The 22394-nt window shown below is 69.9% G+C and carries 20 protein-coding genes; 8 read left to right on the forward strand and 12 right to left on the reverse strand.

What is annotated here, in order from left to right; all coding sequences use genetic code 11:
* Entirely contained in the window at positions 1-2766 is a 2766-nt protein-coding gene (locus tag OG202_RS26910; RefSeq protein WP_328223727.1) for a hypothetical protein, read from the reverse strand.
* Positions 2767-2827: 61 nt separating this feature from the next.
* Here OG202_RS26910 and OG202_RS26915 point away from each other — a divergent pair, with 61 nt between their 5' ends.
* Positions 2828-3391, forward strand: a complete 564-nt coding sequence (locus OG202_RS26915; protein WP_326579857.1) for a hypothetical protein — start codon at positions 2828-2830, stop codon at positions 3389-3391.
* 33 nt (positions 3392-3424) lie between these two features.
* On the opposite strand, the gene OG202_RS26920 is transcribed toward OG202_RS26915, so the two are convergent.
* Entirely contained in the window at positions 3425-3706 is a 282-nt protein-coding gene (locus OG202_RS26920; protein ID WP_326579855.1) for a GntR family transcriptional regulator, read from the reverse strand.
* A 156-nt stretch (positions 3707-3862) separates the two neighbouring features.
* Here OG202_RS26920 and OG202_RS26925 point away from each other — a divergent pair, with 156 nt between their 5' ends.
* On the forward strand, positions 3863-4171 hold the full coding sequence (locus tag OG202_RS26925) for a hypothetical protein (protein WP_328223728.1): 309 nt from the start codon (positions 3863-3865) through the stop codon (positions 4169-4171).
* A complete protein-coding gene (locus OG202_RS26930) occupies positions 4168-4431 on the forward strand; it encodes a hypothetical protein (RefSeq protein ID WP_328223729.1) in 264 nt (87 codons plus the stop codon). Before OG202_RS26925 ends, OG202_RS26930 begins: the two co-directional genes overlap by 4 nt.
* A 231-nt stretch (positions 4432-4662) precedes the next feature.
* Here OG202_RS26930 and OG202_RS26935 read toward each other — a convergent pair whose 3' ends face one another.
* From OG202_RS26935 to OG202_RS26980, 10 genes are all read right to left on the reverse strand, one after another.
* Positions 4663-4944 carry a hypothetical protein gene (locus OG202_RS26935; RefSeq protein ID WP_328223730.1) on the reverse strand — a complete coding sequence of 94 codons (282 nt, stop codon included), beginning with the start codon at positions 4942-4944 and terminating at the stop codon, positions 4663-4665.
* A gap of 28 nt (positions 4945-4972) precedes the next feature.
* Positions 4973-6574 carry a WhiB family transcriptional regulator gene (locus tag OG202_RS26940; protein ID WP_328223731.1) on the reverse strand — a complete coding sequence of 534 codons (1602 nt, stop codon included), beginning with the start codon at positions 6572-6574 and terminating at the stop codon, positions 4973-4975.
* 127 nt (positions 6575-6701) lie between these two features.
* On the reverse strand, positions 6702-7388 hold the full coding sequence (locus OG202_RS26945) for a hypothetical protein (protein WP_327728504.1): 687 nt from the start codon (positions 7386-7388) through the stop codon (positions 6702-6704).
* Positions 7385-7801, reverse strand: a complete 417-nt coding sequence (locus tag OG202_RS26950; protein WP_327728503.1) for a hypothetical protein — start codon at positions 7799-7801, stop codon at positions 7385-7387. Before OG202_RS26950 ends, OG202_RS26945 begins: the two co-directional genes overlap by 4 nt.
* Positions 7802-7852: 51 nt before the next feature.
* Positions 7853-10051, reverse strand: coding sequence for a hypothetical protein (locus OG202_RS26955; protein ID WP_328223732.1), 2199 nt, complete (start codon positions 10049-10051; stop codon positions 7853-7855).
* A gap of 20 nt (positions 10052-10071) precedes the next feature.
* Complete coding sequence (locus OG202_RS26960) at positions 10072-10686, reverse strand: hypothetical protein (protein WP_327728501.1); 615 nt, start codon at positions 10684-10686, stop codon at positions 10072-10074.
* Positions 10687-10745: 59 nt separating this feature from the next.
* Complete coding sequence (locus OG202_RS26965; protein ID WP_327728500.1) at positions 10746-13742, reverse strand: ATP-binding protein; 2997 nt, start codon at positions 13740-13742, stop codon at positions 10746-10748.
* Between the two features lie 108 nt (positions 13743-13850).
* Positions 13851-14333 carry a hypothetical protein gene (locus OG202_RS26970; RefSeq protein ID WP_328223733.1) on the reverse strand — a complete coding sequence of 161 codons (483 nt, stop codon included), beginning with the start codon at positions 14331-14333 and terminating at the stop codon, positions 13851-13853.
* A 48-nt stretch (positions 14334-14381) separates the two neighbouring features.
* Positions 14382-14654 carry a TrbC/VirB2 family protein gene (locus tag OG202_RS26975; protein ID WP_327728498.1) on the reverse strand — a complete coding sequence of 91 codons (273 nt, stop codon included), beginning with the start codon at positions 14652-14654 and terminating at the stop codon, positions 14382-14384.
* A 59-nt stretch (positions 14655-14713) separates the two neighbouring features.
* A complete protein-coding gene (locus tag OG202_RS26980) occupies positions 14714-16459 on the reverse strand; it encodes a conjugal transfer protein (protein ID WP_327728497.1) in 1746 nt (581 codons plus the stop codon).
* Between the two features lie 322 nt (positions 16460-16781).
* Between OG202_RS26980 and OG202_RS26985 the strand changes: the two genes are divergently transcribed.
* The 5 genes from OG202_RS26985 (at position 16782) to OG202_RS27005 (ending at position 22378) form a co-directional block, all read left to right on the forward strand.
* Positions 16782-17360 (forward strand): hypothetical protein, encoded by a 579-nt coding sequence (locus OG202_RS26985; RefSeq protein ID WP_328223734.1) that lies wholly within the window; start codon positions 16782-16784, stop codon positions 17358-17360.
* A 44-nt stretch (positions 17361-17404) separates the two neighbouring features.
* Complete coding sequence (locus OG202_RS26990) at positions 17405-17767, forward strand: DUF4913 domain-containing protein (protein WP_327728495.1); 363 nt, start codon at positions 17405-17407, stop codon at positions 17765-17767.
* A 334-nt stretch (positions 17768-18101) separates the two neighbouring features.
* A complete protein-coding gene (locus OG202_RS26995) occupies positions 18102-18794 on the forward strand; it encodes a hypothetical protein (protein WP_328223735.1) in 693 nt (230 codons plus the stop codon).
* 6 nt (positions 18795-18800) lie between these two features.
* Positions 18801-20870, forward strand: a complete 2070-nt coding sequence (locus tag OG202_RS27000; protein WP_328223736.1) for a peptidoglycan DD-metalloendopeptidase family protein — start codon at positions 18801-18803, stop codon at positions 20868-20870.
* A gap of 74 nt (positions 20871-20944) precedes the next feature.
* Positions 20945-22378, forward strand: coding sequence for an outer membrane protein assembly factor BamB family protein (locus OG202_RS27005; RefSeq protein ID WP_327728492.1), 1434 nt, complete (start codon positions 20945-20947; stop codon positions 22376-22378).
* The last annotated feature ends 16 nt before the right edge of the window (positions 22379-22394 follow it).

The raw sequence follows: 22394 nt of genomic DNA on the forward strand, positions 1-22394 counted from the left end.
TCAGTCGCCCATGCCGAGCCCCGGCTCCGGTCGTTGGTGGCCCGGCGGCGGTTGATGCGGCTGCTGTCTGGGGCCGGGCGGTCGGCTTGGGCGGCCCTGGGGCACGCCCAACTGCCACAGATCCGAACCGGGTACGCCTTTGTCGGGTGCGGGCTTGGGCGTGGCGGGCGGTGTCGCATCCTGCTCTGCCTCGGCGGCCTTTGCCCGTGGTGGGGCGTGTTCCGAAAGGGGCACCTTCTCCCGGAGGGGGATGGTGTTTCCGGGGCCTGCGCCCGGTGGTTCCGTGCCCGTTCCTGCTTCTGTCCGTGTCTCCGGGCCCCGTTCCGGGCGCTGCCAGCGTGCCGGGACGGCCGACAGGCGGCGTATGGCGTTCACGTCGCCCGCCTCGGCCGCCGCGACGGCCCGGGCGCGCAGGGCGCTCTGACGGGCGATCGGGGCGAAGCCGGGAGCGGCGTTGCCGGTCTCGGCGGGCAGGCCTCGGGCGCCCATCGTGTTCAACTGCCGTTGGAGGCCCGACTCCGGGGCGAAGATCTCGCGCGGCAGCTGCCAGGAGGCGGCGCCGTCCACGTCGACCTGGTGTTCCTTGTCGCCCACGGTGAAGGTGAGGCCGTAGCCGATGTACTGGTCGTCCTTGTCGAACTGCAGGGCCCCGGAGATCTCCCCGCCCCGGTCCCGTACCTCGTTCGCGAGGACCTGGAGGGCGGGCGGGAGGGGGTTGGTGCGGCCGAGGCTGGTGACGTAGCCGTCGGCCCGGAGCACCTGCTGCCGCTCGTTCTCCCCTGCTCCATCGACGTACGGGATCTGGAAGCAGGTCTTGCGCTTCTGCTCGTCGAAGTAGGTCTCGATGGCGCCGACCCGTGCCTGGATGAAGGTCAGGCGCCCTTCACCGCCCTCGCCGTACTTCTTCTGCATCTCCGGGAACTGGACCTGGTGCTCCAGCGCCGGTGGCGGCGGCGAGCCGATGATCGTGACGCGGGCATCGAGGTTCTGCGTCAGGATGATCTCCGCGTTGGCGACTCCGGTGCCGCCGGAGCCCGCGACGACCCAGTGCTCGGCCTGGTGCGCGTCGAAGCGGTTCTCGGCGACCTCGTCGCCGAGCAGCACCCGTCCGGGAGCCTCATCGCGGGCCGACTCCCATTTCGCCGTCGAGTCGAGGGCGCCGAAGCAGTTGCCGATGCGGGCTTTGTCGGGGCCAAGGCCGGCCGTGAGGGCGTCCATCAGCGGCGAGGACTTCAGGGCGCCGAGCACGGTACGGGCGTCCGCGCCGCCCCGTTCGGCCTGGGTCAGCCAGGCGCGCATCTCGCCCGCGCCGGTCAGACCCTGCCCCTCCAGTTCCCGCAGCCGGTCACCGATCAGGCGTACGGCCTCGGCGCGGCTCTCCACGGCGAAGTCCCCTCGCGGCATGCCGGGCACGACCTCCGGGGTCAGCCCGGTCGCGATGCTCGGGGTGCCCTGGCACGCCACCCACAGCGGAGGTGCGGCCTCCTTGCCGTCCTCGCCCAACCGTTGTATCTCGGTGAGGAGTTCGCCGTTGCGGCCGAGCCGCAGCCGGGCGTGGCCGTTCACCACGTCGCCCCGGGTGGAGAGTTGGTCCTCCCAGACCCGTACGGCGTGGATGGGCAGCCGGTCTCCGGGCCTCTCGACCGTGGAGTGCGGGTCGACGCCCATCCACTCGGCGAGGTCCCGGTCCTGGTCCGCCGACTGCACGATGCCCCGGCCGGGGTCCAGATGCCACCGGCCCGCCCCGTCGATCAACAGCGCGTCCGGGTCCCGGCCGGTCAGGCTCGCCCCGCCGCCGATCACCACGCGGCGCGACGGGAACTGCCCCTGCGCGAGGTGTCCTTCGATCGCCTGCGCGGTGCGTGCGCTGACCTGGGCGCGGTACTCGGCCCACTGCGAGGCCGCCGCCTCCAGCTGATCGCGGGGGAGGGGGAGCCCGTTCTGGTCGTAGCCGGGCATGGGCATGGTGACTTCGCGCCGGCCGATGAAGGCTTCGACCTGGCGCTCGGCTCGTAGGGCGGCGTCGCGGGAGGCCTGGAGGACGGCGGCGTCGGTGGGGTCGAGGTGTTCTATGGGGCGGGCGAGGGTGGCGACCAGAAGCTTCGCGTGCGCGGAGAGGGAGTCCTTCGACACTATGCGCCGTACGTTGGCGGCACGGGACGCGGCCGCGTACGGCTCCACGTCGGCCATGGCCGCCATTGGCCGCATACCGCACCGGTCGATGAGGGCCGAGAGGTCGGCACGTGCCTCGGCCTGCTGCGGCCCCGGAAGTTCCGCGTCGGAAGCGCGGGCGGCGAGCCAGTTCAGCTCGGCGATGCGTCCGTGGTCCCGGCTCGACAACTCGTGCCGGTCGCCGATGTCGGCCTCCTGATTCAGGAGGTCCTCGTGTATCGGTGCCAGACCCTGGTTCGACCGGTCACGTGCGGCGATGAGTTCGCCCACCTCGTGGGCGAGGACACGGGTCAGGAATTCGGTGGGCAGACGGTCGGATATCTGCACGACGTACTGATCCGTCGTCGTGTTCGTCATCGTGTTGGCGATCATTCCCGAGACCATGGGAATGGCGTCCAGCCAGAGATCGGCCGAGCCGTCCTGAGTGTCCTCCAGGGCGAAGTACTCTCTGCCGTCCTCCGATATCCTCTCCTCGATCGACCTGAATCGCTCTCCGAGTACGACAGACGTCACCGTGCGCAGTTCACGTTTCACCGTTGCGATCAGCGTCGCCTGCTGGGCTCGCAACCGTGCGTCGGTGACCGTCGTGTCCACGTGATGTTCCTCCCCCGTATCCGCCCCGACGAATGCGCCGAACAACCCTTAGGATCATGTCATGTTGACAGCGCGCTCATCGGCCGAAGCACATCTGTACATGGACCTGCATCGCTGTGAGTGCGGGTCGGTCGACTTCGACCGCCAACACCGGCTGGAACTGCACGGCGACGACCTCGTCGCGGTGTACGAGGGTGCTTGTGGGCAGTGCGGACGGACACGTCGTTTCGAGTTCCGTATGACGGAAGAGATTCCGCCGCCCCCGCCGGCGTTCGGTGGTGCTGAGCCGTCGCAGATCATCGACCCAGGGGAGTTCGAGGCGGTCGCTGGTCGGCTCGCCGAATCCACTGGAATTCAGCTCCTCAACACCCCCGAGTCCGAGCACCACAGGTTTCGGGTAGCGATGGCCTATGTGGTCGCGGCGTACGAGGAGATGCTCAAGTTTCTTCCGCCGGGCCAGGATGCCATTCCGGCCAGTGCCTTTGTGTCAGAGGTGGGAAAGGCCCGATATCGGCGTGATCCCCGGAATTACGAGCGCGACATTCTGGAGATGAATGTGAGTGACGCTCGCGCGGTCCTCGACGGAATCGACGAGGTCAGCAACACTTCGGGGCCTGCCGCGTAGGGCGCGGCGGGTCGGCCGCGAACCGGCCGTGCCCTACGCGGGGGATGCGGGAGCCTCGGGAGAGAGCGGCAGAGGGTCGGTGACGAACCACCCCCGCTGGGGTACGGCGTATACCCAGCCGTCGTCGGCCAGCAGGCCAAGCCCTCGCCGCACGGTCGTCCGAGCGATTCCGTACCGCTGTACGAGCTGGGCTTCACTCGGCAGCATCCGCCCGGGCTGCCAGTCACCGCGCCGAATCTGCGCGCGGAGGATCTCGGCCAGCTGGCGGTACGGGGTCAGTGGCGCGCCGTGGTCGATCTCAGCGTCAGGGTTCATGGAGTCGACGCTAAGCAAGTGGACTGATAGACGCTCTTTGAGATACGTCTCGCGACGAAGCGATACAAGGCGCTACCATGAGACGCAAAGAAACGCCCCGGCAGGAAGGGTGAGAGCTTCCACGCCGGGGCTGAGCCGACTGATAGGAGTCGACCTATGCGCAGCCTAATGGCCGCGATCCTGAGCCTTTTCCTGCCCGCCCGCGGAGCGCACCGCGCTGTCACGTCGTCCCTGGGCCCCGCCCCGTCCTGTCCGCCTGTTCCCGCGTACCGGCCCGCGCCCCCGTGCCCGTTCCTGGGTGACGTCATCAGGGTCGACGGGATGCCCCTGGTCCGGCCGTACGTCGTCGTATGGGAGCGCGAGCGGGACGAACTCGATCGCAGGCGCCTTCAGCGGGCGCGCCGCCGGGCGGCCGTCCTGGCGACGCTGGGCCAGGACCACTGCCCGTGGGAGGCCGCCGTATGAGTGGGCCGCGTCTCCGCAGTCTCGGTGTAGACCCGGCGACCGGCCGGGAGGGCTTCGCGGACACGCGCCCCGGCGGTCTCCTCGACGCACTGGCCGACACGCACGCGCTGAAGGCCGCTGCTGTCCTGGTGACGGTCGTGGGTGCCGTGCTGGAGGCGGGGAGGGCGTCGGACGCCGAACTCGCGGCCTTCGTACCGGCATTGTGCGCGGCGCTCGAAGAATGCGTCGGCATCATGAGCGCGGACGTAGACGGGGGGTGACGGCGGAGGGATCGCCGACAGCAGGGCCGTAACGGCGGTGGGTGGTCAGGGGTTCCTCCTGGGCACCCACCGCTCGACCACCCTCCGTGGGCTCCCGAATGTGACGCGGCCTTCGGCCTGGGCTGCGGGAAGGCCGTCTGCCAGCGATACGAGGGTCGGCTACGCCCTACTCGTCGACTCCCGCCCAGTGGAACGGCGCGGCTGTGGCGGGGTCGGCGTCGTGTCAGCCCCTCAGTCCAGCTGTTCCGTCGTCCCGTCCGGGTGGATCAGCAGGCGGATGGCGCCGCCGTAGCGGTTGTCCGTGATCGTCGCCGGGGTGGGGGCGCCGAGTTGCTGGGCGCGCTGCTGGAGGATCGACAGGACGACGTCCTGGATGTCGCCGTAGGGCGGGGCGGTGACGGGGACGCCGTCGATGAGGCCGGCGTTGGGGGAGAAGACGTGCACCTGGGCGTCCGAGGCGTGGGGGTTCGCGGCGGGCGGGGGCGGACCCTGGCTCGGCATCGGTTCGGTCATCGGGGTCGGGGGTTCCTTCCGGCTCGGGTCAGGCGCTCTTCGCCTCTCCCCGCTCGGGGAGGAGGGTGTCGTCGATGTCCTCGGCGTTCAGGACGTCCAGGACGCGAGCGTACGTGCCGCGCGAAAGCCGTTGCAGGCGGCCCGACTTCACCAGTGCGGACAGGACGTTGCTGATGGTCTTCGACGGGTCGCCGTAGACGCCCGCGGGCAGTGCGCGCAGCACGTCGCGGGCTGAGAACGCGCCGGGGAAGGTGGCCACGGCCTTCTCGACGGCGGCGCGGATGCTGGGGGCGGAGGGGGTCCGGCGCGCGGGTCCCGCTCCTGTGCCCACGGCCGGGTGGTCGGCGTGCAGGGGGTGGGCCGCCGGGCGGGGCGTGGGGGTGACGGATCGTGGGAGGCGGTCGTGGATCTCACGCAGGGCCGTGCGGATGGTCTCCAGGGGGGCATCGCCTGCGTCGTCCGAGGTGGCCGCCAGCATGGTGGCGACCTTCTCTATGTTCCCCAGGGTGGCGGCCAGTTCGCGCAGCAGCGGCTCCAGGAAGTCGCGGCGCAGCGCGGCCACCGGGTCGGTGGTGGCGAGTTCGACGGAGACGGAGCCGGTGAGCGGGCGCCCGGGAGGAAGGGGTGCGCCCTCGGCGTCCTCGGGGGCGTCGGCGCCGTCCGGGAGCAGCGACTCGACGGCCTCCCGTACGGCCGGGAGGTTCCGCGGGGATTCGGGGGCCGTGTCCGCGCCGCCGGGCATGCACGTCAGCAGGGCGACGAGCTGTTCGAGGCTGGTGAGCGCGGGGAGGGCGGAGCGCACCAGCGGGCCGAGCACGGCCTGCCGTACGGCCAGGGCGGGATCCTCGTACGAGAAGGTGATCCGTTGCCCGGCCTCGGCCGCTGCCATGGGTTCCTCGCTCCTGTCGTTCGACGGTCCGGGCATGTGCGACGACGCACCCGGTCCGGGCGCCTGTCTGTGAGTTGTCTGTGGGTCGATGTGCGAGTGCAACTGCGGTGTCAACGCGGCGCGCCGCGCCTGCTCCCTCAACGCACCCTGATCATGGGCGAGTTGAGCTTGAAGCAGATCGAACGCATCCAGGATCCGCTCCAGTTCGGGAAGGTCCGGTGCGAGCGGGCGGCGGGCTCCGGAGTGCGTCGCCGAGGAGTCGTCGGCGCGAGACCTGAGCCGGGTCAGCCGCCGGGGTACGGAGCCGGAGTCGAAGCGGACCGCGGCGTGGGCCGGCAGGTCGCCGTTCTCGTCGCCGATGTCGAGCATGCGGCGCAGCGCACGCCGGTCCTCCCGGGTGGTGGCCGCCGTGTAGGCGTACGGCTCGGCGTACGCGACGGCATCCTGCAGGCATTCCGCCCAGAGCGGGCAGGAGGCGCACAGGTCGCGGGCGGTGCGGAGCAGGACGAGGTACTGCCGGCGCTGGTCGGGCGAGACGCCCGTGACTGCGGCTGCCGCTGTACCTTCGGGGCCGTAAAGACTGTGCGGGTTCTCCGAGTTGTCCAGAAGCGGGTGCTGGAAGACGTCCGGCCGACGCCGGCACGGCAGGGCCGCGTCGGGTATGTGGGCTTCCCGTACGACCGCCTTGTGGGCAGGTCGGGCGGGCAGCCTGGCCAGCGTCGTATGGCTCGCCATACGCATGAGTAATATCCCCCGTGATGATCTGTGATCGCGGGGGACTCTAGAACAAATTGTCAAACTGGTGCAACGCATGTGCAAAGTACTGGCCGGAAACGAACAGTGCCGCGACGAACCATTCACAAGAGCCTCAACTGTCCGCCGTTTCCCGGGAGTCGCGCCGACGTACCCGGCCGATGACCTGCCGAACCCTGTTGAACCTGGCCCGCACGGCCTTCGCACCCGAGCCGCGTACCGCGAGCACCGCGAACACGCCGAGGAATCCGATCGGCACACCCGCCTCCGGCACGAACATGCCGATGAGCGAGCCGATGACCAGGATCACATCGGCGATCACGACCGTGACCCCGCGCCGGCCCGGGTGCTCCTTCACCATCCAGGCGCCGAGCAAGGCCATTCCGGCCAGGGCCCAGTACCCGAACGCTGCGGTTCCGGTGACGGCCGTACTCGTGGTCATCCGGGCCGATTCACCTACCGCCGAGAAGTAGCCGGTGAAGGCGGTGGCGAGGATCGTCGAGGCGAGGGCGAGGAGGAGTTGGGTGCGGCGGCGGAGCAGCCAGACGGCTCCGCCGAGCAGCAGCACGGCGCAGACCATCACGAAGGATGAGCCGCTCTGCGAGGCGATCGCGAACAGGGTGTAGGCGGCGGCCAAGGCGAACACGATGCGGGGGAGGAGGCGGACGGCCCAGGGGTCGTTCTTGTCCTGGCGGACGAGACGGAGGAGGGACCGCGCCCTGGAGGTGGTGCCGGTGGCGGAGGTCCGCGCCTGTCGGGTGGCACTGGCCTCGGGGCGGGGAGGGAGCGGAGCGCGGCTCATGGGTTGGGGCACACCTCCACGCCCGCGTCGCGCGACTGCGCAAAGGCTGGATGGGATTGCGGGGGCGTCGCGGGAGCGTCGTGCCCGTCAAGGGTGGCGACCTGCTTCGTCGGCGGGTTGACGCAGGGCAGGGCGTCCCACATGCCGTTCCCGTACGGGTCCGTGTGCTCGACCCGGGTCGCTGGCTGCCCCGGCGCGGTCGAGGCCGGACGCGGGTGGCTTCCCAGGGCCGTACGTACCCGTGGCCCTGCCTCGGACCACAGCGGGCGCCCACCGAAGCCCGCGCATGAGTGGGCACGCTTGCCCTCGTCCTCCGGGACGCCCGCCCCCACCGTGGGCCGGTCCACGCCGAAGAACCGCTGCGTTTCCCCGACCAGTTGGTCGGGGGTGCGGTCGGCGGTCAGGGCGGGCATGGGGCGGCTCCTCGGTGTGGGGCGGTGCGTCAGATGGTCGGCGGCGGTTTGTCAGACGCGGCCGCTCGGCCCACGGGGGTCCCGCGGGGGAGGGGTCGGCGCTGCCGGCGGGGTCGGGTCGGCCGGTGTGGGCCGGGGAGGTGTCGGCTGGGGCCGCGGTGCGGGGGCGGGGGGCGTCGCAGCGGGCGCGGGCGCGGGCGTGGGTGTGGGTGTGGGTGTGGGCGTCGGCTGGGTGGTGGTCTGTGTGCCACTTGAGCCGCTGACGCGCCCGCTGCGCCTGGGGGCGGTGGACGTCTGACCCTCCGGTTCCGGCTGTGCGCCGTCGCCACTGTCCCGGGCCCTGCTCTCGCGGAGATCGCGTGCGTCCGCCCTCGCCAGGTAGGCGTCCTTTCGCTGCTCGCGCTTCGACTGGCCGAGCCAGCCCCTCTGCTGCATCTTGTCCCGGTACTTGCCCTTGGCGAAGACCTTGTCCACGGCCCAGGCGCCACCGCGTGCCGTGCTGCCGGCCGTCCTGCCCACGCCCTTGGCGGTGCTGCCCGCGACACGGCCGGTGGTACGGGCCGTGGAAACGGCGAGGCCGGGGGCCACGGCGGCCGCCTTGTTGAACGTCGCGTTCGCGGCGTCCCCGACGCCCAGCGCGTCCTCCGCCCCGGCGACCTGCGGCGAGAACTTCCCGGACAGCAGGTTCTTCAGCAGCATGACGACGGAGATCGTGACCAGCAACAGCATCAGCAGCTGCATGCCCAGCGGGACCGACAGCGGCAGGATCAGCTGGTAGAAGAGCAGCAGGATGGTGAGGATCACGCCGAATCCGGCGCGCAGGACGAAACTGTGGACGAAGGTCTGCCACCAGCCCCTGAGCAGCTTCTGCTGGGTCGGATGGATCGAGATGATCGCGACCAGGGGCAGCAGGATGATCATGATGAGCGTGACCGAGTGCCACAACAGCGTCAGCGCGCTGAGCACGACCACCATGATGCCGACGATGAGGGAGGCGATGAGCGCGTAGATCCCCATGGTGATGCGGTTACCGGGTTTGTGACCGCTCCACTGCTCGTACACGCGGGACTTCTCGTTCTTGGCGATGTAGTTGCGCAGTTCCCCGTACTGGTTCTCCTTGTGCTTCATGACACCGCCGTCCACCCCCGACCAGTCCTTGTAGTAGTCGAAGTTCGTCACAGACTGGACGTTGACCTGCTTGGCTCGCAGATCGGTGCACCGCGCCTTGTCTCCGAAATCGCAGGTATCTGAGCCCTTGTATTCCATGCGCTTCTTGCCCGGGTCGCCGAACTGGCCGATGGCCCACGGGCGGAACGCCAGGGTGTCGTACATGGCGCAGCTGGATATCCGCATGCCGCGTTGCGGCGCGTTGGCGGCCAGGTCGCACGGCGGATCGATGTCGTCCACCGCGCCGCCCAGTACCGCCTCGGTCAACGCGGCGTTACCTTGGGCGATTCCGGAGTCGGCGGTCTCGACCACGCGTGTGTAGTTGTTGTCGACCAGGAAGGCCGATACGGCGATCACGACGAACGCGGCCCATCCCACACCCGCCCAGACCTCACGCATGTCCCCCTTGCGCCACTTGCCGAACACCCAGATCCCGGTGAGCATGATCATGGTCGGTACGGCCAGCTTGAACACGTTGTCGTTCAGACGGTCGACGACACTGTTGTCGCCCTCGACGGTGCCTTCGTACAGCGCGGCCAGCGGGCTCGGGTTGGAGGAGATCTCCTTGATGCTGATCGAGGCGCGGGTGATGAACTTGCTGAGGTCGAACACCATCTGGGCGATGGAGTTGTAGATCTCGTTCTGGACGCTGCAGTCGTCGTCGTCCGCGTTCTCGCCGCGCTCGCCCTCCTTCGCCTGGTCCTGACTCTGCTGGGTCGAGGCCCAGTTGAGACCACGCATGGCGCCGAGTTCGTAGACGGTGTAGTCCCCCGGGTCGCCTGGCAGGCGTACGGCACCGGAGACGAGCTCACGCTTGCCACTCCACTGCTGCACCGAGGGGAAGATGTTCTCCGCGGCGCCCGGCATGTCGGCTTTTTGGTTGATGCTGTCGGACGTCCAGTCGCAGGTGTCGAAGATGGCGTTCGCCGACTGCGGGGTGGAGAGCGAGAGTGCGATCACGCCGAGTGCCACGAACAGTGCGGCGCGTGCCGCGACACCGGCATTGATCAGCGCCTTGAGGAGGGAGCGCCTCGGCCGGCTCCGTGCCGGGCGGTCGGCGCGGGGCCGGCTGAGGGTCAGCATGAGAAGTCCTTCGGGGCCGATCAGGAGGGGAAGTGGTCGGTCAGGAGACATCCGTCGACCAGTGCGGGCTCCTGCTTGTAACCGCTGGGGATCTCGAATTCCGGATCGCACGACAGGTACACGAGGCCGGAGGTCTTGAGGTCCTGGGTTGTCTGGCCATCGTCCGGGTCCACCGCGAAGTCCTTGCCGACCAGAATGCCGCTGTAGCCCTTTTCCTTCATGGTGGTTTGGAACTGCTTCATGTCCGATGTCAGGACCAGCGTGACGATGTCGTCGTACTTGTCCTTGCAGACAGCGCGTTCCTTGATGGCCCATGCAGGATTTTTGAGCATGTCCGAGTCACCCCAAGCGGGCTCCCTTTCCGCCAGGGAGGAATTGTCGTAATCCCTGCCTGTCATCAGGTCCAAGCAGCCCACGGACTGGTTGAGGAAGTACTCGATCGACGCCATGTCCGAAGCCGAAGGCAGGCCCCCGCTCGGCTCCTCGCCGCTCGTCTCCCCGCCGCCCGCCTCCTTGCCCGCCCCAGCGCTCGCCTTCTCGGAAGACTGGCTCTTGTCGTCGTCGCCGTTGCATGCCGTGACCGACGCCGACATCAGGAGGAGGGCGCCGATGGTAAGTGCTCGTTTGATTCGCATGGTCCTTCTTCGACTGGGGGGCATCGGGTGGGGGGATCGGCGGACGGGGTGGCGGGAGGTCACACGGTGGCTGTCTCCGGGGCGGCCGTCTCCGGCGCGGTCGGCCGTGCCGGGTCCTCCTCCACCTCCTGCAGGAACGTCCAGTCCCACACGCTCAGCGGCGGGTTGATGCCCTGCCGGGCCGGCCGGGTCGTGCCGTTGGTGTCCGTGGCCGCGAGGATCTCCTTGAAGACCAGGTCGACGGCGACCGTGCCGACACGTTTGTCGGCGTCCCGCTGGAGGCAGACACCGGTACGGAGTTCCTGGAGGGCCGCGATGACCTTCTGGTCGTTCTCGGGGCGGCCCAGCAGCGGGGCCACCAGGGAGGCCTCCTGTGCGGACTTCTGCTTGAAGGCGAAGACCGTGTGGATCTGGTTGGCGCCACCGCTGCGGGCCTCGGAGTCCTCGATCTGCACGAGGTCGATGGCCTGCTGGGTGATCAGGACGGTGACCGCGAGATACGAGCGACCCTGCTTCAGGGCGCGGCGCATCAGGTCGCGGCCCGACTCCGTGGCCGTGACGACGTACGCCTCGTCCACGAACAGCGCCTTGGGGCGCAGGCCGATCTCGCCCGTCACCGGGTTCTTCTCGTAGCCGACGTCGAGCATCTGGCTGCCCAGCTCCACGACCGCCATCAGGGCCGTCGCCGCGAGGCGTTCCGCCGGGTTCCAGCTGCGCGGGTCGGAGGCCGCGGGCGACTGGAAGCCGCGGAGGGTGATGACCGTACGGCGCTTGCGCATGCTGGACAGCGACTGCGGGCGCTCGGCGAAGGCGAGCCGGGCGTAGGGGAGCGTGCGCAGCTCGGTGAGGAGCATCTGCGCGAGCTTCAGATCCTTCGCCGCCTCACGGTCGTTCGTCGCGATGGCGTGGTCGTACGCCGCCACGACCTCGTCGACCACCTGCCACAGCGTCGGCCGCGGTACCTGCGCGTCGGCGTCGCGTGCCGTCAGGCCCTGGTCGACCGCCTGGCGGATCGCGGAGTTGTAGCGGCCGATGACCGTGGCCATCCCCTCGATGACGGGGAGGCGTACGCGCTGGTAGTCCTCGTCGCCGAGGAAGCCGCGCAGCATCGACTCGGCGAGCAGGCGGCCCGCCGGGACGTCACGGGCGATGACCCAGGGGTCCAGCACGCCCGCCTGGCCCTTCAGGAGGTCGACGACCTCCGTCTCCGCCCAGAACTCCGGGTTGACCGGCTGGAACTTGCTCTGCGGAGTGCCGAGGAGGCCCTGTTCCGCGTCGCTCGCGAAGGCCGGGTCGTTCACCTGGGAGCCGAAGGCCAGGTAGTAGCAGAGCTGGGCGAAGTCGGTCTTGGGGTCGATGACCAGGCAACGGACGCCGGACTCGGACTCCTCGTAGAACTTCTGGAGGGCCAACGACGACTTTCCCCCACCCGAGGCGCCTACGATCGCCAGCCCACCGCCGTCATTCCGCGCCGGGCCCACGTGCAGCGAGTAGTGGACCGGCATCTTGCCCGCCCAGCCCACCAGGTTGCCGACCCAGCCGAGGCGCTTGCCGGAGCGATGCTCCGGGTTGTCACCCAACTCGGTGCCCGCCGTGGGGAGTCCGGCGCCGAGCTGCTCGACCTCCTGGAGGCGGATGTACGGCGCGATGGGCAACTTGGGTGCGTCGCCCGGAAGCTGGGACTGGAGCAGACGCCACTGCTGACGGGTCGGACGCAGCAGGGTGACCTTCAGGTCCTGCTTGAACTGCATCTCCAGGACGCGGCGGCGGCGTTCCAGCTCCTTGAGGTCCGGAGCCGAGATCGTGAAGCGGATCTGCGCCTCCATCCCCGGCATCTTGTGCTCCTCGATGTCGTCGACGAGTTCCTGGGCGCGGGTGACCTGGTGGGCCAGCTTGGTGTCGGGGCTGCGCCCGGAGTTGGCCATGTCGTTCATCTCGTCGACGAGGTTGCCGCGGATCTTGTCGGCGCGGTCCTTGAACTTCAGATACGGGATGAGCGTGAACCGCATGTCGATCTCGACGGGGAAGTCGACGTGCTGGGCCGCGTAGCGCGCCCACGCCGTCGACTGGCGGAAGCGGGTCTCCGCGGGCCAGTTGGCGGCGACGAGAGTGGTGGTGTAGCTGGTCTGCTGCTCGCCGGTGACCTCGTCGTACTGGTTCAGGACGATGTGTGTCTTGCGGTTCTCACCGGAGAAGTCGACGACCAGGTCGAACGCGTTGGGGCCCCAGGCACGCGAGCCGAGCACCGGCTCGGGCGGCACGGGTAGGTCGCCGTGGAGGGGCTTGCGGATCAGCCAGACGAGTTCCTCGCGGGTGAGGGGGGTGCCGTGGAGGTTCTCCAGGCTCTCGTGAACCTCGGCCGCCACCTGCGTCCACTCGGCGACCACGGTCGGGGACAGGTACTCGTCCGCGACACCGGTGGCGGTGGCGGTCACCTGGTCGGCGGCGCCGCTCACGCCCTTGAGCAGACCGGCGTCGTCGTGCGGCTCGTCGTCCTGGGACATCACGCCCGTACCACCACCGGTGCGCTTCACCGAACCCAGCTTCACCAGCAGGATGTTGCGTTCCCGCTTGGCGCCGATGCGCTCCTGGTACTCGGCCTTGCGCAGGTTGTACGCCTTGTAGTTGTCGGTCGGGTCCCAGGCGACCGCGTTGAGGTCCTCCGCCCAGGTGAGCGCCGTGATCGGCTGGTACACCTTGCGGTAGTGGCACTCGACGTTGCGGTCGCCGCGGGCGAGGTTGAGCAGACCGCGGGGCGGGCCCTCGGCCATCGCCTGGAGTTCGCCGGCGTTCAGGTACTCGTCGATGGCGGTGGGCAGAACGAGGCCCGTCCACACCGAGTCGCCGTGGACGAAGATCATGTCGTCGGCGTAGCGGTAGGGGAGGCGGAGGTCCTCGCGGCGGGCGGAGGCCGAGGAGCCGGACGACTTGGAGCGGGAGGACGACGCACGATTGCCGCCCCCGCCCTGGCCCTGCTTCTTGCCCGACGAGGCGGCCATGATCATGGCGACCACGAAGAAGGCGGCCGCCCCGCCCAGAAGGATCATCATGAACATGGAGGAGTCACCCTGCGGTAATCGAGGTCGGTTTGCGGTGAGTCAGGGGCTGACCGGGGTGGTCAGCGGTGATGCGGCGGCGGTGGAGTCGGGTGGGGTGGTGCGGGCTCAGCGGTGCGCGGAGAACGCAGTGCCGCGTTCCGCCGCCGCCTGGCGTGCGGCGTCGTAACGGGCCTGCCAGCGTGGTGAACCCGGGGCCCAGAGGATGACCTGCCAGCGCAGTTCCTCCGGTTCCTGGTCGGCGGAGAGCCCCTGCAACCGCTTGGGCTGGAACCACCAGTCGGTCCACACCACCAGCTGCTGGCTCAGCGTGAGCGCCGAGGGAAGTGGCCGGCCCCAGATGAAGTAGACGGCGAACGGCGGCCCGAAGTAGAGGATCGACGTCCACATCGACATGCCGAGGAACGGCAGGAACGCGGACAGCGTGAACAGCGCGATGAGCCAGACCAGGCCGAAGCCGAAGGCCGCCCCCAGCGCGGGCAGCAACAGGCCGGGCAGCGGGATGTTGCCCCAGTTCCAGATCCGCTTGGGGCGGTTGACCAGATCGGTGTGGTCGTATGCGACCAGCGGCTCGGGTGCATCCTGGGCCATCGCGGCTGACTCCCCTCGTTACTAAGGCGGCTGACGGTGCGTCGGGCGTCAGTTGCCCTGGCCGCCCTCGCCGCCGCCGATCTGGCTGCCGAGGTCGATGAGCACGCCGGCGAGGCCGCTGGCACCACCGATGATCAGGGCGGCGAGCGCGATCATGCCGAAGCCCTGGAAGGCCTCGCGCATACCGTCGCCGCGCTTCATCGACAGCAGCATGCGGATGCCGAGGACGAGGAGGGCGATGACGGCGACCATCGTGCCCACGTTGGTGAGGATGTCCTGGATCTCTCCGAACATCGAATCCAGGGTGGCTGCCAGGTACACGGGTGGTTCCTCTCGATCAGGGAGTGCGAAGCGTTGTGGAGCGAGGGACGTGGTGCCGGTCAGGACTTGTCGGACTGCTTGTCCTTCGAGGACTGAGGAGACTTGGAGGCGGACGGTGAACCCGACGGCGAGACGGCATCGCCCTCGTCGGGCGCGGTGTCGTCGTCGGACGCCGCGTCCTCGTCCTCGTCGGGCGCGGCGGTCTCCTCGTCGACGTCGGCCCGGCCGCCCTCCGCGTCCAGCACACCGCCGCGGACGTCCTTGATGAACCAGCCCTGGGCCGTGCTCACCACGGTCATCCGGTACGAGCGGTTCACGGCCCCGCCCGCCGGGCCGGTCCACGCGACGACCACCCGGAGCTGTACGGCCTGTCCGTTGCCGTAGGTGTACGGGTCGGTGCCCTGGACGTTCGACGGCACCAGTGCGTCGACCTCGCTGACGGTGGGGTCGGTCAGCTCGCCGGACAGACCGGTGGTCGCGGCCTGCGAGGCGTCGGACGTGGTGAAACGGGCCATCGCCGTGGTGTCGGACGCGCCCCACGCCTCGAAGTAACCCGGCAGCACCTGCTCCCGCAGCTGGTCGGACAAGGTGTCGTCGACGACCTCGGCGTCCTGGTCGACCGGCGGCACGTCCGCGCGGGGCGGCAACGGCATCTGGCCGACGTCGCCCGCGACGCGCATGCCCTCGCCGGTCGCGAGGTCCTTCACATAGACGGGCACGGTGAGGGTGGTGAGCTTGCCGCCCTCGCTGCGGACCTGGACCCCCAGGTAGCGGCCGTTGTCGCCGTACTCGGGCAGCGTCTCGGCGGTTCCGTCCCAGGTGGCGGAGACGGCCTTGCTCGTTCCCTTGCCGTCCCAGCCGCACTCGCCGTCGACGCCGGCGGAGGTGTAACGGGCGAGGTCGTCGCGGCGCGCGGACGCGGTCTCGGGGGAGTACGTCATGCACAGCATCGCGTACTGCTCCGCGAACGTCGCCGCCTGCCGGGTCGGGAACTCGGTGAGTCGGTACTTGGCCGCGTCGGCGGGGTCGAGCCCGGCGGTCGCAGGAGTCGAGGACTTGCCGATGACCAGGCCCATCACACCGCAGGAGCCCAGCGCGAACACACAGGTGGTGATCAGCAGGGTGGCGCGGAGCGCGACATGCGTACTGCGCCCACCGGCGGGGATCCGGCCGCCGGGCTTGGGGACGTTGAAGTCGCGGGCGGGTGCGGGCCTGCCGGAGCCCTGGGCGGAAGTGGAAGGCCCGGCCGCGAGGGTGGCCGGGGCCGAGGCGGGGGCGGCGGCCGCGCCGGCGGCCCCGGTCCTGAGCGTCAGCGTGGAGTTGCCGGGAGTGGGAGCCTGGGGTGCGGTCGCAGGGCCGGGGGCGTGGGGCGCGGACGGGGCGACCGCGGCGGGTGCCGATGCCGAGCCGCCCTTCTTGCGCTGCTCCTTCGCCGCCTTCTTCTGCTCGTACGCGGCCTTGCGGGCCGCCCGCTCCCGCTCGCGCTTCTCCTTCTTCGACTCGCTCGCGGGGCGCGTCTCTCGCGGCGGCAGCGCCGGTACGGCGGCCTGCCCGGCCTGGGGCGTGTTGCGCACCCAGGCGGCGGCGACCTGCGCGCGGGCCGCGTCGGAGGGAAGCTGCTGCGGCTGGGGGTGGGAGGCCTGCGGGGTCGCCGGCTGGGCCTGGTGCGGGGCAGGGGGGTGCTGCCCCTGACCCTGCGCCTGCCACGCCTGCTGCTGGGGCTGTTGGGGAGGACCGAAGGACCCGGGCTGGCCGGAAGGCTGGCCTCCGCCGACCGCGCCAGCAGGGCTGTTGTGGTCTGTCATCGAGTCGGTTACTCCAGCGAGTCGGTTCCCCGTCCGCCTGGGCGGGTCACGACCGCACCGCACGACGGGCCCTGGCCCAGCCAGGTGCGCAGGCAGTGTGACAAAGACCTGTCACGGGACCGCCGCCACTTTCCTCGTCGGGAGACCAGGAATTCCCGCCGGTGCCGAATTCGGGAAACCGGCCGGGAGAACCGTCAGGGACATGACGGGAAAGCGGGCTCGCTGTCCTGCCCCGCCTTGGGCCCACAATGCGCTGGGCACGTCTGCCGTACGCACGACGCCCGGAACCCCTGCATCCGATGGACCCGGCGAAGGACGAGAGTTGACCGACCACAACGGGCACCCGCAGCAGCCGCAGCCCGACCCGCGCACGTGGGACGTTCCCCAGCAGAGCGCCCCGGCCCAGCAGAACCCGCCGGTCCAGCAGGCGCCCGCTCCGGCTCCAGCCCCGGTACCGGCTCCCCAGGTCCCGCAGCCCCCTCAAGCCCCGCAGACTCCCCAGGTCTTCCAGGCCGACCAGGCCTGGGTCGACGGTTACGAGCCCGGCAACCCCTGGCAGGCGCGGCTGTGCATGGAGACGCCGTACGGCACCTTCACCTACCCCCTCACCCCGCACACGATCCCCGAACTCCTTGAGCAGATGGTCCTGGTGGCCCAGGAGCAGCAGGGGCTGCCGGTCGGTTTCGACGCCGACCCCGAGACCGGGGCGCCCGCGGAAGACGGCGTGGACGCCGACGAGGAGCAGCACGGGCAGGCCGCCGGTCTCCACGGCGGTCGCGCCGCCCGGCTGACCGGCTGGGCCCTCGTCCACGACCTGTGGGAACGAGAGGATCCGACGGCGCGGATCGTGATGGGCGCGGTGGTGGTCGTGCTGCTGTTCCTCGGCATCATCCTGACCTGACCGTCCGTCGCCCGGCCCCCACAGCAGCCCGCAGGAGTGGAGCGATGAGCGGTACCGAAACACCTTCCGAGCAGCCGGAGTTCTACTTCGCGGATGTCTACGTCTTCGTCTCCGACTACCTCGCCCAGATGGTCCGCCGCCGGGTCAACGGCTCGTCGGCGACCTGGTGCCCCAAGTGGTGGGAGCACCCCGAGGCCGGCGCCCGACTCTCTGCCCTGTGGCTGGCCTGGGAGCACCTGCGTCAGGACCCGGCGCTCGGCATGTCGACGTGGTGGCTGCACCACGCCGACCCGCATCTACGAGTGCTGATGGACGCCGACTCGGGCCCGTTCGCGGCGTGTTCACCCAAGGACGGGCACACGGCTTATCCGTTCGATCCGCTGCCGGTGGATCCGCGGCCGGAGTGACGGCCCCGCACACGTACTCGCGTGCCCTCGGCGCCCACGGAGAGATGGGTGTCTCGATACATCCGGTGACCTGGCCCATTGGGGATCCCCGCTACATCGCGTACGGCACCGCCGTGTAGTGGGCTCAGCCCGTCGAGGAGGAGTGACGCAGGGGCGTCGGCCGGGGCGGGCGCACCCGCCCGGTCCACCGGCCGGATTCCCACGCTGTCCCGACGCCGCCCCGTGGTTTCCCCGCCGGGAATTCCCCCGACACCCCTCCCCACACCTCCCCCTACCGTGTCCCGGTCATCCGTCGACCGCCGTACCGGCTCAGCACAAGGGGAGGCGCGGGAGCGTGGAGTTGCCTGAGGAGAACAAGCGCACAGGGCTTTTGGCCCTGGGAGTGCTCGGCGTTCTCCTGATCGCCGTCCTGACTGTGTTCACCGTGTTCGACGGAGACGACGGAAGCGACGAGAACGGTGGTTCGGCGGCCCCCACCGCCACTGCGGGCCAGAGCGGCGGGACGGGGGCGGGTGGACAGGACACCTCCGACTCCGACGAGGACACGGCGGGCGGGGGCAAAAGCGCGGCGACCGTCCCGATTGTCTCGGTCGCCGAAGCCGCCGAGGCCCACGAGGTCATGACGCGGTACATGGCCGGCATCAACACCTACGACCACACCGCCAAGTCGGCTGCCTGGCAGGCCCCGCTCCTCGACCTCACCGTGAAAGACGCGCGGATGAAGGAGCTGACGGTGCTGCCCACCGGCAAGGCGTGGGCCACCTGCCAGGCCGGCCAGTGCACGTCCAAGGGCACTGCCGTCGTGCAGCGGGACGCGGTGATCTCGGACGACCTGGTGCGCGACAGCGGCCGTTCCATCTCCAGCTTGGTCGAGGTGAAGGCCACGCGCACCGAGGGCGGCGAGACCACCACTGAATCGAACCAGTGGCTGGTCAGCGTCCAGGAGGTCAACGGCAAGTGGGTCGTCTCGGGATTCGACATCTTCGGCCTCGGTGACGTGGGCGCCTCCGACGACTCGGGGGCGTGACGCGCGATGGTTGCTCCGGCGGTACTGGCCGCCGCCGCGAAGGCGGCGAAGGTCGCCAAGGCGGCCAAGGCGGTGGCCCAGGCCAAGAACGGCTCGGGCGGCGGCAAGAAGAACGGCAACAAGAAGTGGCTGTGGATAGCCGCCGGCGTCGGTTTTCTGCCCCTGGCCGGGGTCGGCACCCTCGTCCTGGTCCTTCTCGGGTCGCTCCTCGGAGGTATGGGCGCGGGAGCCGCGGCGGCGGCCTGCGACGACTACGCCGACAACGCCGAGGCCGGTAACACCGACGACGCGGCGGCCACCAACCCGGTGATGCCGGCGGGCAAGATGTACATGCCGAGCACGACCGCGCGCAACGAGATCCCGCCGAAGATGATCCTCGCCTCGATGCGCGCCGCCGCCCGCTACGACGGCCTCGACTGGACGATGATCGCCGGGCAGATGTACCAGGAGACCAAGTACGGCCAGGACCCGTCGGCCGCGCCCGGCGGCGCCAACTCCCTCGGCTACATGGGCATCCTGCAGTTCGGGAAGCCGGCCTGGACGGACTACGGCGACGACGGCAACGGCGACGGCAAGAAGGACCTGTACAACATCGACGACGCGGCCTACGCCGCGGCCAACTTCCTGCACGCCAAGAAGGCGGAGACCCAGCCCTTCAAGGCCCTGCAGATCTACTCCGGTTCGTCCTCCTCCAACAGCATCTACCCGCGCGTCGTCCTCACCCAGTCCGCGCGCTACCGCGGGGTGCTCACCGGCGACAAGGACCTCATCAAGCGCTGGTACGCCCACCTGGCGGAGACGATCGAGAAGAACCCCGGCTTCCCCACCCTGGGCAAGCAGTCGGACATCCCGGAGCCGGTCGGCAACGGCGCCCAGCCCAGCCGGGCCCTCAGCATCGCCGCGACCCCGGCCCGCTCGTGGTCGACACCGCCGCTGGACGACGTCGGCGACGACACCACCACCGCGATGTCCCTGGCCGCGTACTCCACCGGTACGACGACCCTCGCCCTCCCCGCCGCCAAGCCCATACCCGGTGGCAAGGACTGGCAGTGGCCCATGAAGCAGGGCACGTACCAAATGGGTACGCCTTACCACAAGCAGGGCAATATGTGGAGCCTCGGCTACCACACCGGCCTCGACCTGACGGCCCCCACCGGCACTCCGATCTACGCCCCGGCCGACGGCAAGGTGGTGACCGCGGGCCCCGGCGGGTCGTACGGGAACATGACGAAGCTTCAGCACGCGGGCGGCGTCATCACGCTCTACGCTCACCAGACCTCGATCAAGGTGTCCGTCGGTCAGTCCGTCAAGCGCGGTGACCAGATCGGCACCATCGGCGCGACCGGCAACGTCACCGGCCCCCACCTGCACTGGGAGGTCCTCGTCCCGGGTGTCGACAACCCGTTCGTCGGGGGTCAGGACCAGGGCCCCGGCATGGTTGACCCCGCGGCGTGGATGGCGGGCCGGGTCGCCGCCAACCCCGACTACGGCACCGTCCCCGGCGACAGCGGCAGCGAGGGCCGGAACGCGCAGTACGAGGAGTGCGCCGAGGACAACGGCGGCGCCGCCGTCGCCCCCGACGGCGCCGGCGCCTCCGGCGTCCTCCCCGACTCCGACGACCCGGTCATCCGGGCGGTCCTCGGCTGGGCGCAGCGCGGCATCGGCGTCCCGTACGTGTACGGCGCGCCGCGTCTCCAGGGCCGCAACCCGACCAGCTTCGACTGCTCCAGCCTCACGCAGTGGGCGTACTACATGGCCAGCGACGGAAAGATCAACATCGGTGCCACGACCCGTGATCAGGAACCCCGGCTCCGCAAGTACGAGGTGTCGCTGTCCGAGGCGCAGCCCGGTGACCTGATCTTCTTCCGGCCCGAGGGCGGCGGCTTCTCCGGGCACGTGGGCATCGTCTGGGACCCCAAGACCAAGAAGATCATCCACGCCCCGCGTCCCGGCAAGTCCGTCTCCTTCAGTACCTGGGACGTCCAGGACGAGATCACCGGCGTCTACCGCGTGCCGATCCCGGCCGGCACGAACGCGGTCGAGGGCGACGGCAAGACCGGCACGGAGGACGCGTGAGACGCACCCCGTACACCCCGTACACCCCGTACTCATCCTCTCCCAGGCATCAAGGACCCCACGGAGCAAGCAAGTTGACGAAGACCCGTACGTTCCTGGTCGCCGGGACGATCCTGTCCCTCGGGCTCGTCACCGCCTGCGGCGCAGACACCGAGCCCGAGGACGCGGACGCCACCGGCAAGGCGAAGCCCAAGGCGTCCTCCTCCGCGAAGAAGGGGACGGGCCCGGCCTACGAGGGCGCCGAACTGCCCGGCCTGTCCGCGGAACCGGCATGGAGTCTGAACGGCCGAGGTCTCAAGGGCTGCGCCGACGACCCGGCCGAGGCCGCCGCCACCGAGGTCGTCAACTTCGACGCGCAGACCTGTGTGCTCGGGGACGCCGTGGTCCTGACCGAAGACCTGTCGGAGTCGTCCCCGGCAGAGACGACGGAGAGCCGCTTCCGGGCCCGCCTCTACAACCCGGCGACCGGCGAGGTCCGCCGGACCGTCGATGTCACGGTCCCGGCCGAGTGGCAGGGCGATCGCGACCGTGCCCTTGACCAGTTCATGCAGATCTCCGAGTGGAAGGACGGCTCCCCTGCGCTCCTGGTCGTCTCCGGTGACGTGGTCGAGGGCGACGGTCTGAAGAAGGCCTCGATCACCACGACGTACACCATGTACGCGCCGTCCGGGAAGGAACTGGGCAGCTCCACCCTCAGCGGTGAGGACGGCTCCGGTCTGACCGTCGAGGCGGGCCATCTGCTGACGAAGGAGGCGTACAAGAGCGACACATACACCCCCATCGGCGGCGGCGCCCCCGTCGAGGTCCGCGACCGGGGCATCGATCAGGCGCCGCTGGGTGCCGGGTTCGGCTACCGTGCCGTCTCGACCTGGTCCGTGGTCGACGGCAGCGGCAGCCGGCTGTCCGTCAGCGACCGCCTCACCGGCAAGGAACTGTGGAACCTGGAGGATGTCGACCGCCCGGCCGCCCTCACCGATGTCGAGGACTCCGACGATCTGAAGGTGCGACTCCTCCCGCTCACCGACGACAAGGGCATCCTCGCCTGGGAGCAGCCGGGCGACGACGCGGACGACGAGATCCTGACCGTCGTCGATCTCGGGACCGGCCGGCTGATCGCCGAAGGGCCGGAGCAGGACCTCGACCAGAAGTCCCGTGGCTGGGGCAGCACCGTCCTGTCTCCGGACGGCGGCACCGTGGTCACCCAGTTCGGCGGCGGTGCGGTCGCCTGGAACACGGAGACGGGCGCCGAGCTGTGGCGGCAGGAAGAGGACGAGCACATCATCACGCCCCTGGGGCTGACCGCCGGGGGCGTCCTCTACGGCTCCGTCGACACCATGGGGATCACCGCGCTGGAGCTGAAGACCAAGAAGGTCCTGGCCTCCGACCTCGCCCCGGATCCTGTTGCCAACCTGACCGCGGACGCCGAACCCCTCCAGTTCACGACGGACGGTTACGCGGTGCTGGCGCAGGCGGACCTCTTCGTCTTCGCCCCGGAAGGCAAGCAGTAGCCGCGGAAGAGAAGCC

The organism is Streptomyces sp. NBC_00310 (assembly GCF_036208085.1).
In the GTDB taxonomy this organism is placed as follows: Bacteria; Actinomycetota; Actinomycetes; order Streptomycetales; family Streptomycetaceae; genus Streptomyces.

Excerpts from the sequence above, each read along its gene's own strand:
- OG202_RS26990 (WP_327728495.1), top strand. The coding sequence starts at position 17,405 with ATGAGCGGTACCGAAACACCTTCCGAGCAGCCGGAGTTCTACTTCGCG.
- OG202_RS26960 (WP_327728501.1), bottom strand. The coding sequence starts at position 10,686 with ATGCGAATCAAACGAGCACTTACCATCGGCGCCCTCCTCCTGATGTCG.
- OG202_RS26935 (WP_328223730.1), bottom strand. The coding sequence starts at position 4,944 with ATGACCGAACCGATGCCGAGCCAGGGTCCGCCCCCGCCCGCCGCGAAC.
- OG202_RS26920 (WP_326579855.1), bottom strand. The coding sequence starts at position 3,706 with ATGAACCCTGACGCTGAGATCGACCACGGCGCGCCACTGACCCCGTAC.
- OG202_RS26965 (WP_327728500.1), bottom strand. The coding sequence starts at position 13,742 with ATGTTCATGATGATCCTTCTGGGCGGGGCGGCCGCCTTCTTCGTGGTC.
- OG202_RS26955 (WP_328223732.1), bottom strand. The coding sequence starts at position 10,051 with ATGCTGACCCTCAGCCGGCCCCGCGCCGACCGCCCGGCACGGAGCCGG.
- OG202_RS26970 (WP_328223733.1), bottom strand. The coding sequence starts at position 14,333 with ATGGCCCAGGATGCACCCGAGCCGCTGGTCGCATACGACCACACCGAT.
- OG202_RS26940 (WP_328223731.1), bottom strand. The coding sequence starts at position 6,574 with ATGCGTATGGCGAGCCATACGACGCTGGCCAGGCTGCCCGCCCGACCT.
- OG202_RS26980 (WP_327728497.1), bottom strand. The coding sequence starts at position 16,459 with ATGACAGACCACAACAGCCCTGCTGGCGCGGTCGGCGGAGGCCAGCCT.
- OG202_RS26915 (WP_326579857.1), top strand. The coding sequence starts at position 2,828 with ATGTTGACAGCGCGCTCATCGGCCGAAGCACATCTGTACATGGACCTG.
- OG202_RS27000 (WP_328223736.1), top strand. The coding sequence starts at position 18,801 with ATGGTTGCTCCGGCGGTACTGGCCGCCGCCGCGAAGGCGGCGAAGGTC.
- OG202_RS26945 (WP_327728504.1), bottom strand. The coding sequence starts at position 7,388 with ATGAGCCGCGCTCCGCTCCCTCCCCGCCCCGAGGCCAGTGCCACCCGA.
- OG202_RS26925 (WP_328223728.1), top strand. The coding sequence starts at position 3,863 with ATGCGCAGCCTAATGGCCGCGATCCTGAGCCTTTTCCTGCCCGCCCGC.
- OG202_RS26930 (WP_328223729.1), top strand. The coding sequence starts at position 4,168 with ATGAGTGGGCCGCGTCTCCGCAGTCTCGGTGTAGACCCGGCGACCGGC.
- OG202_RS26950 (WP_327728503.1), bottom strand. The coding sequence starts at position 7,801 with ATGCCCGCCCTGACCGCCGACCGCACCCCCGACCAACTGGTCGGGGAA.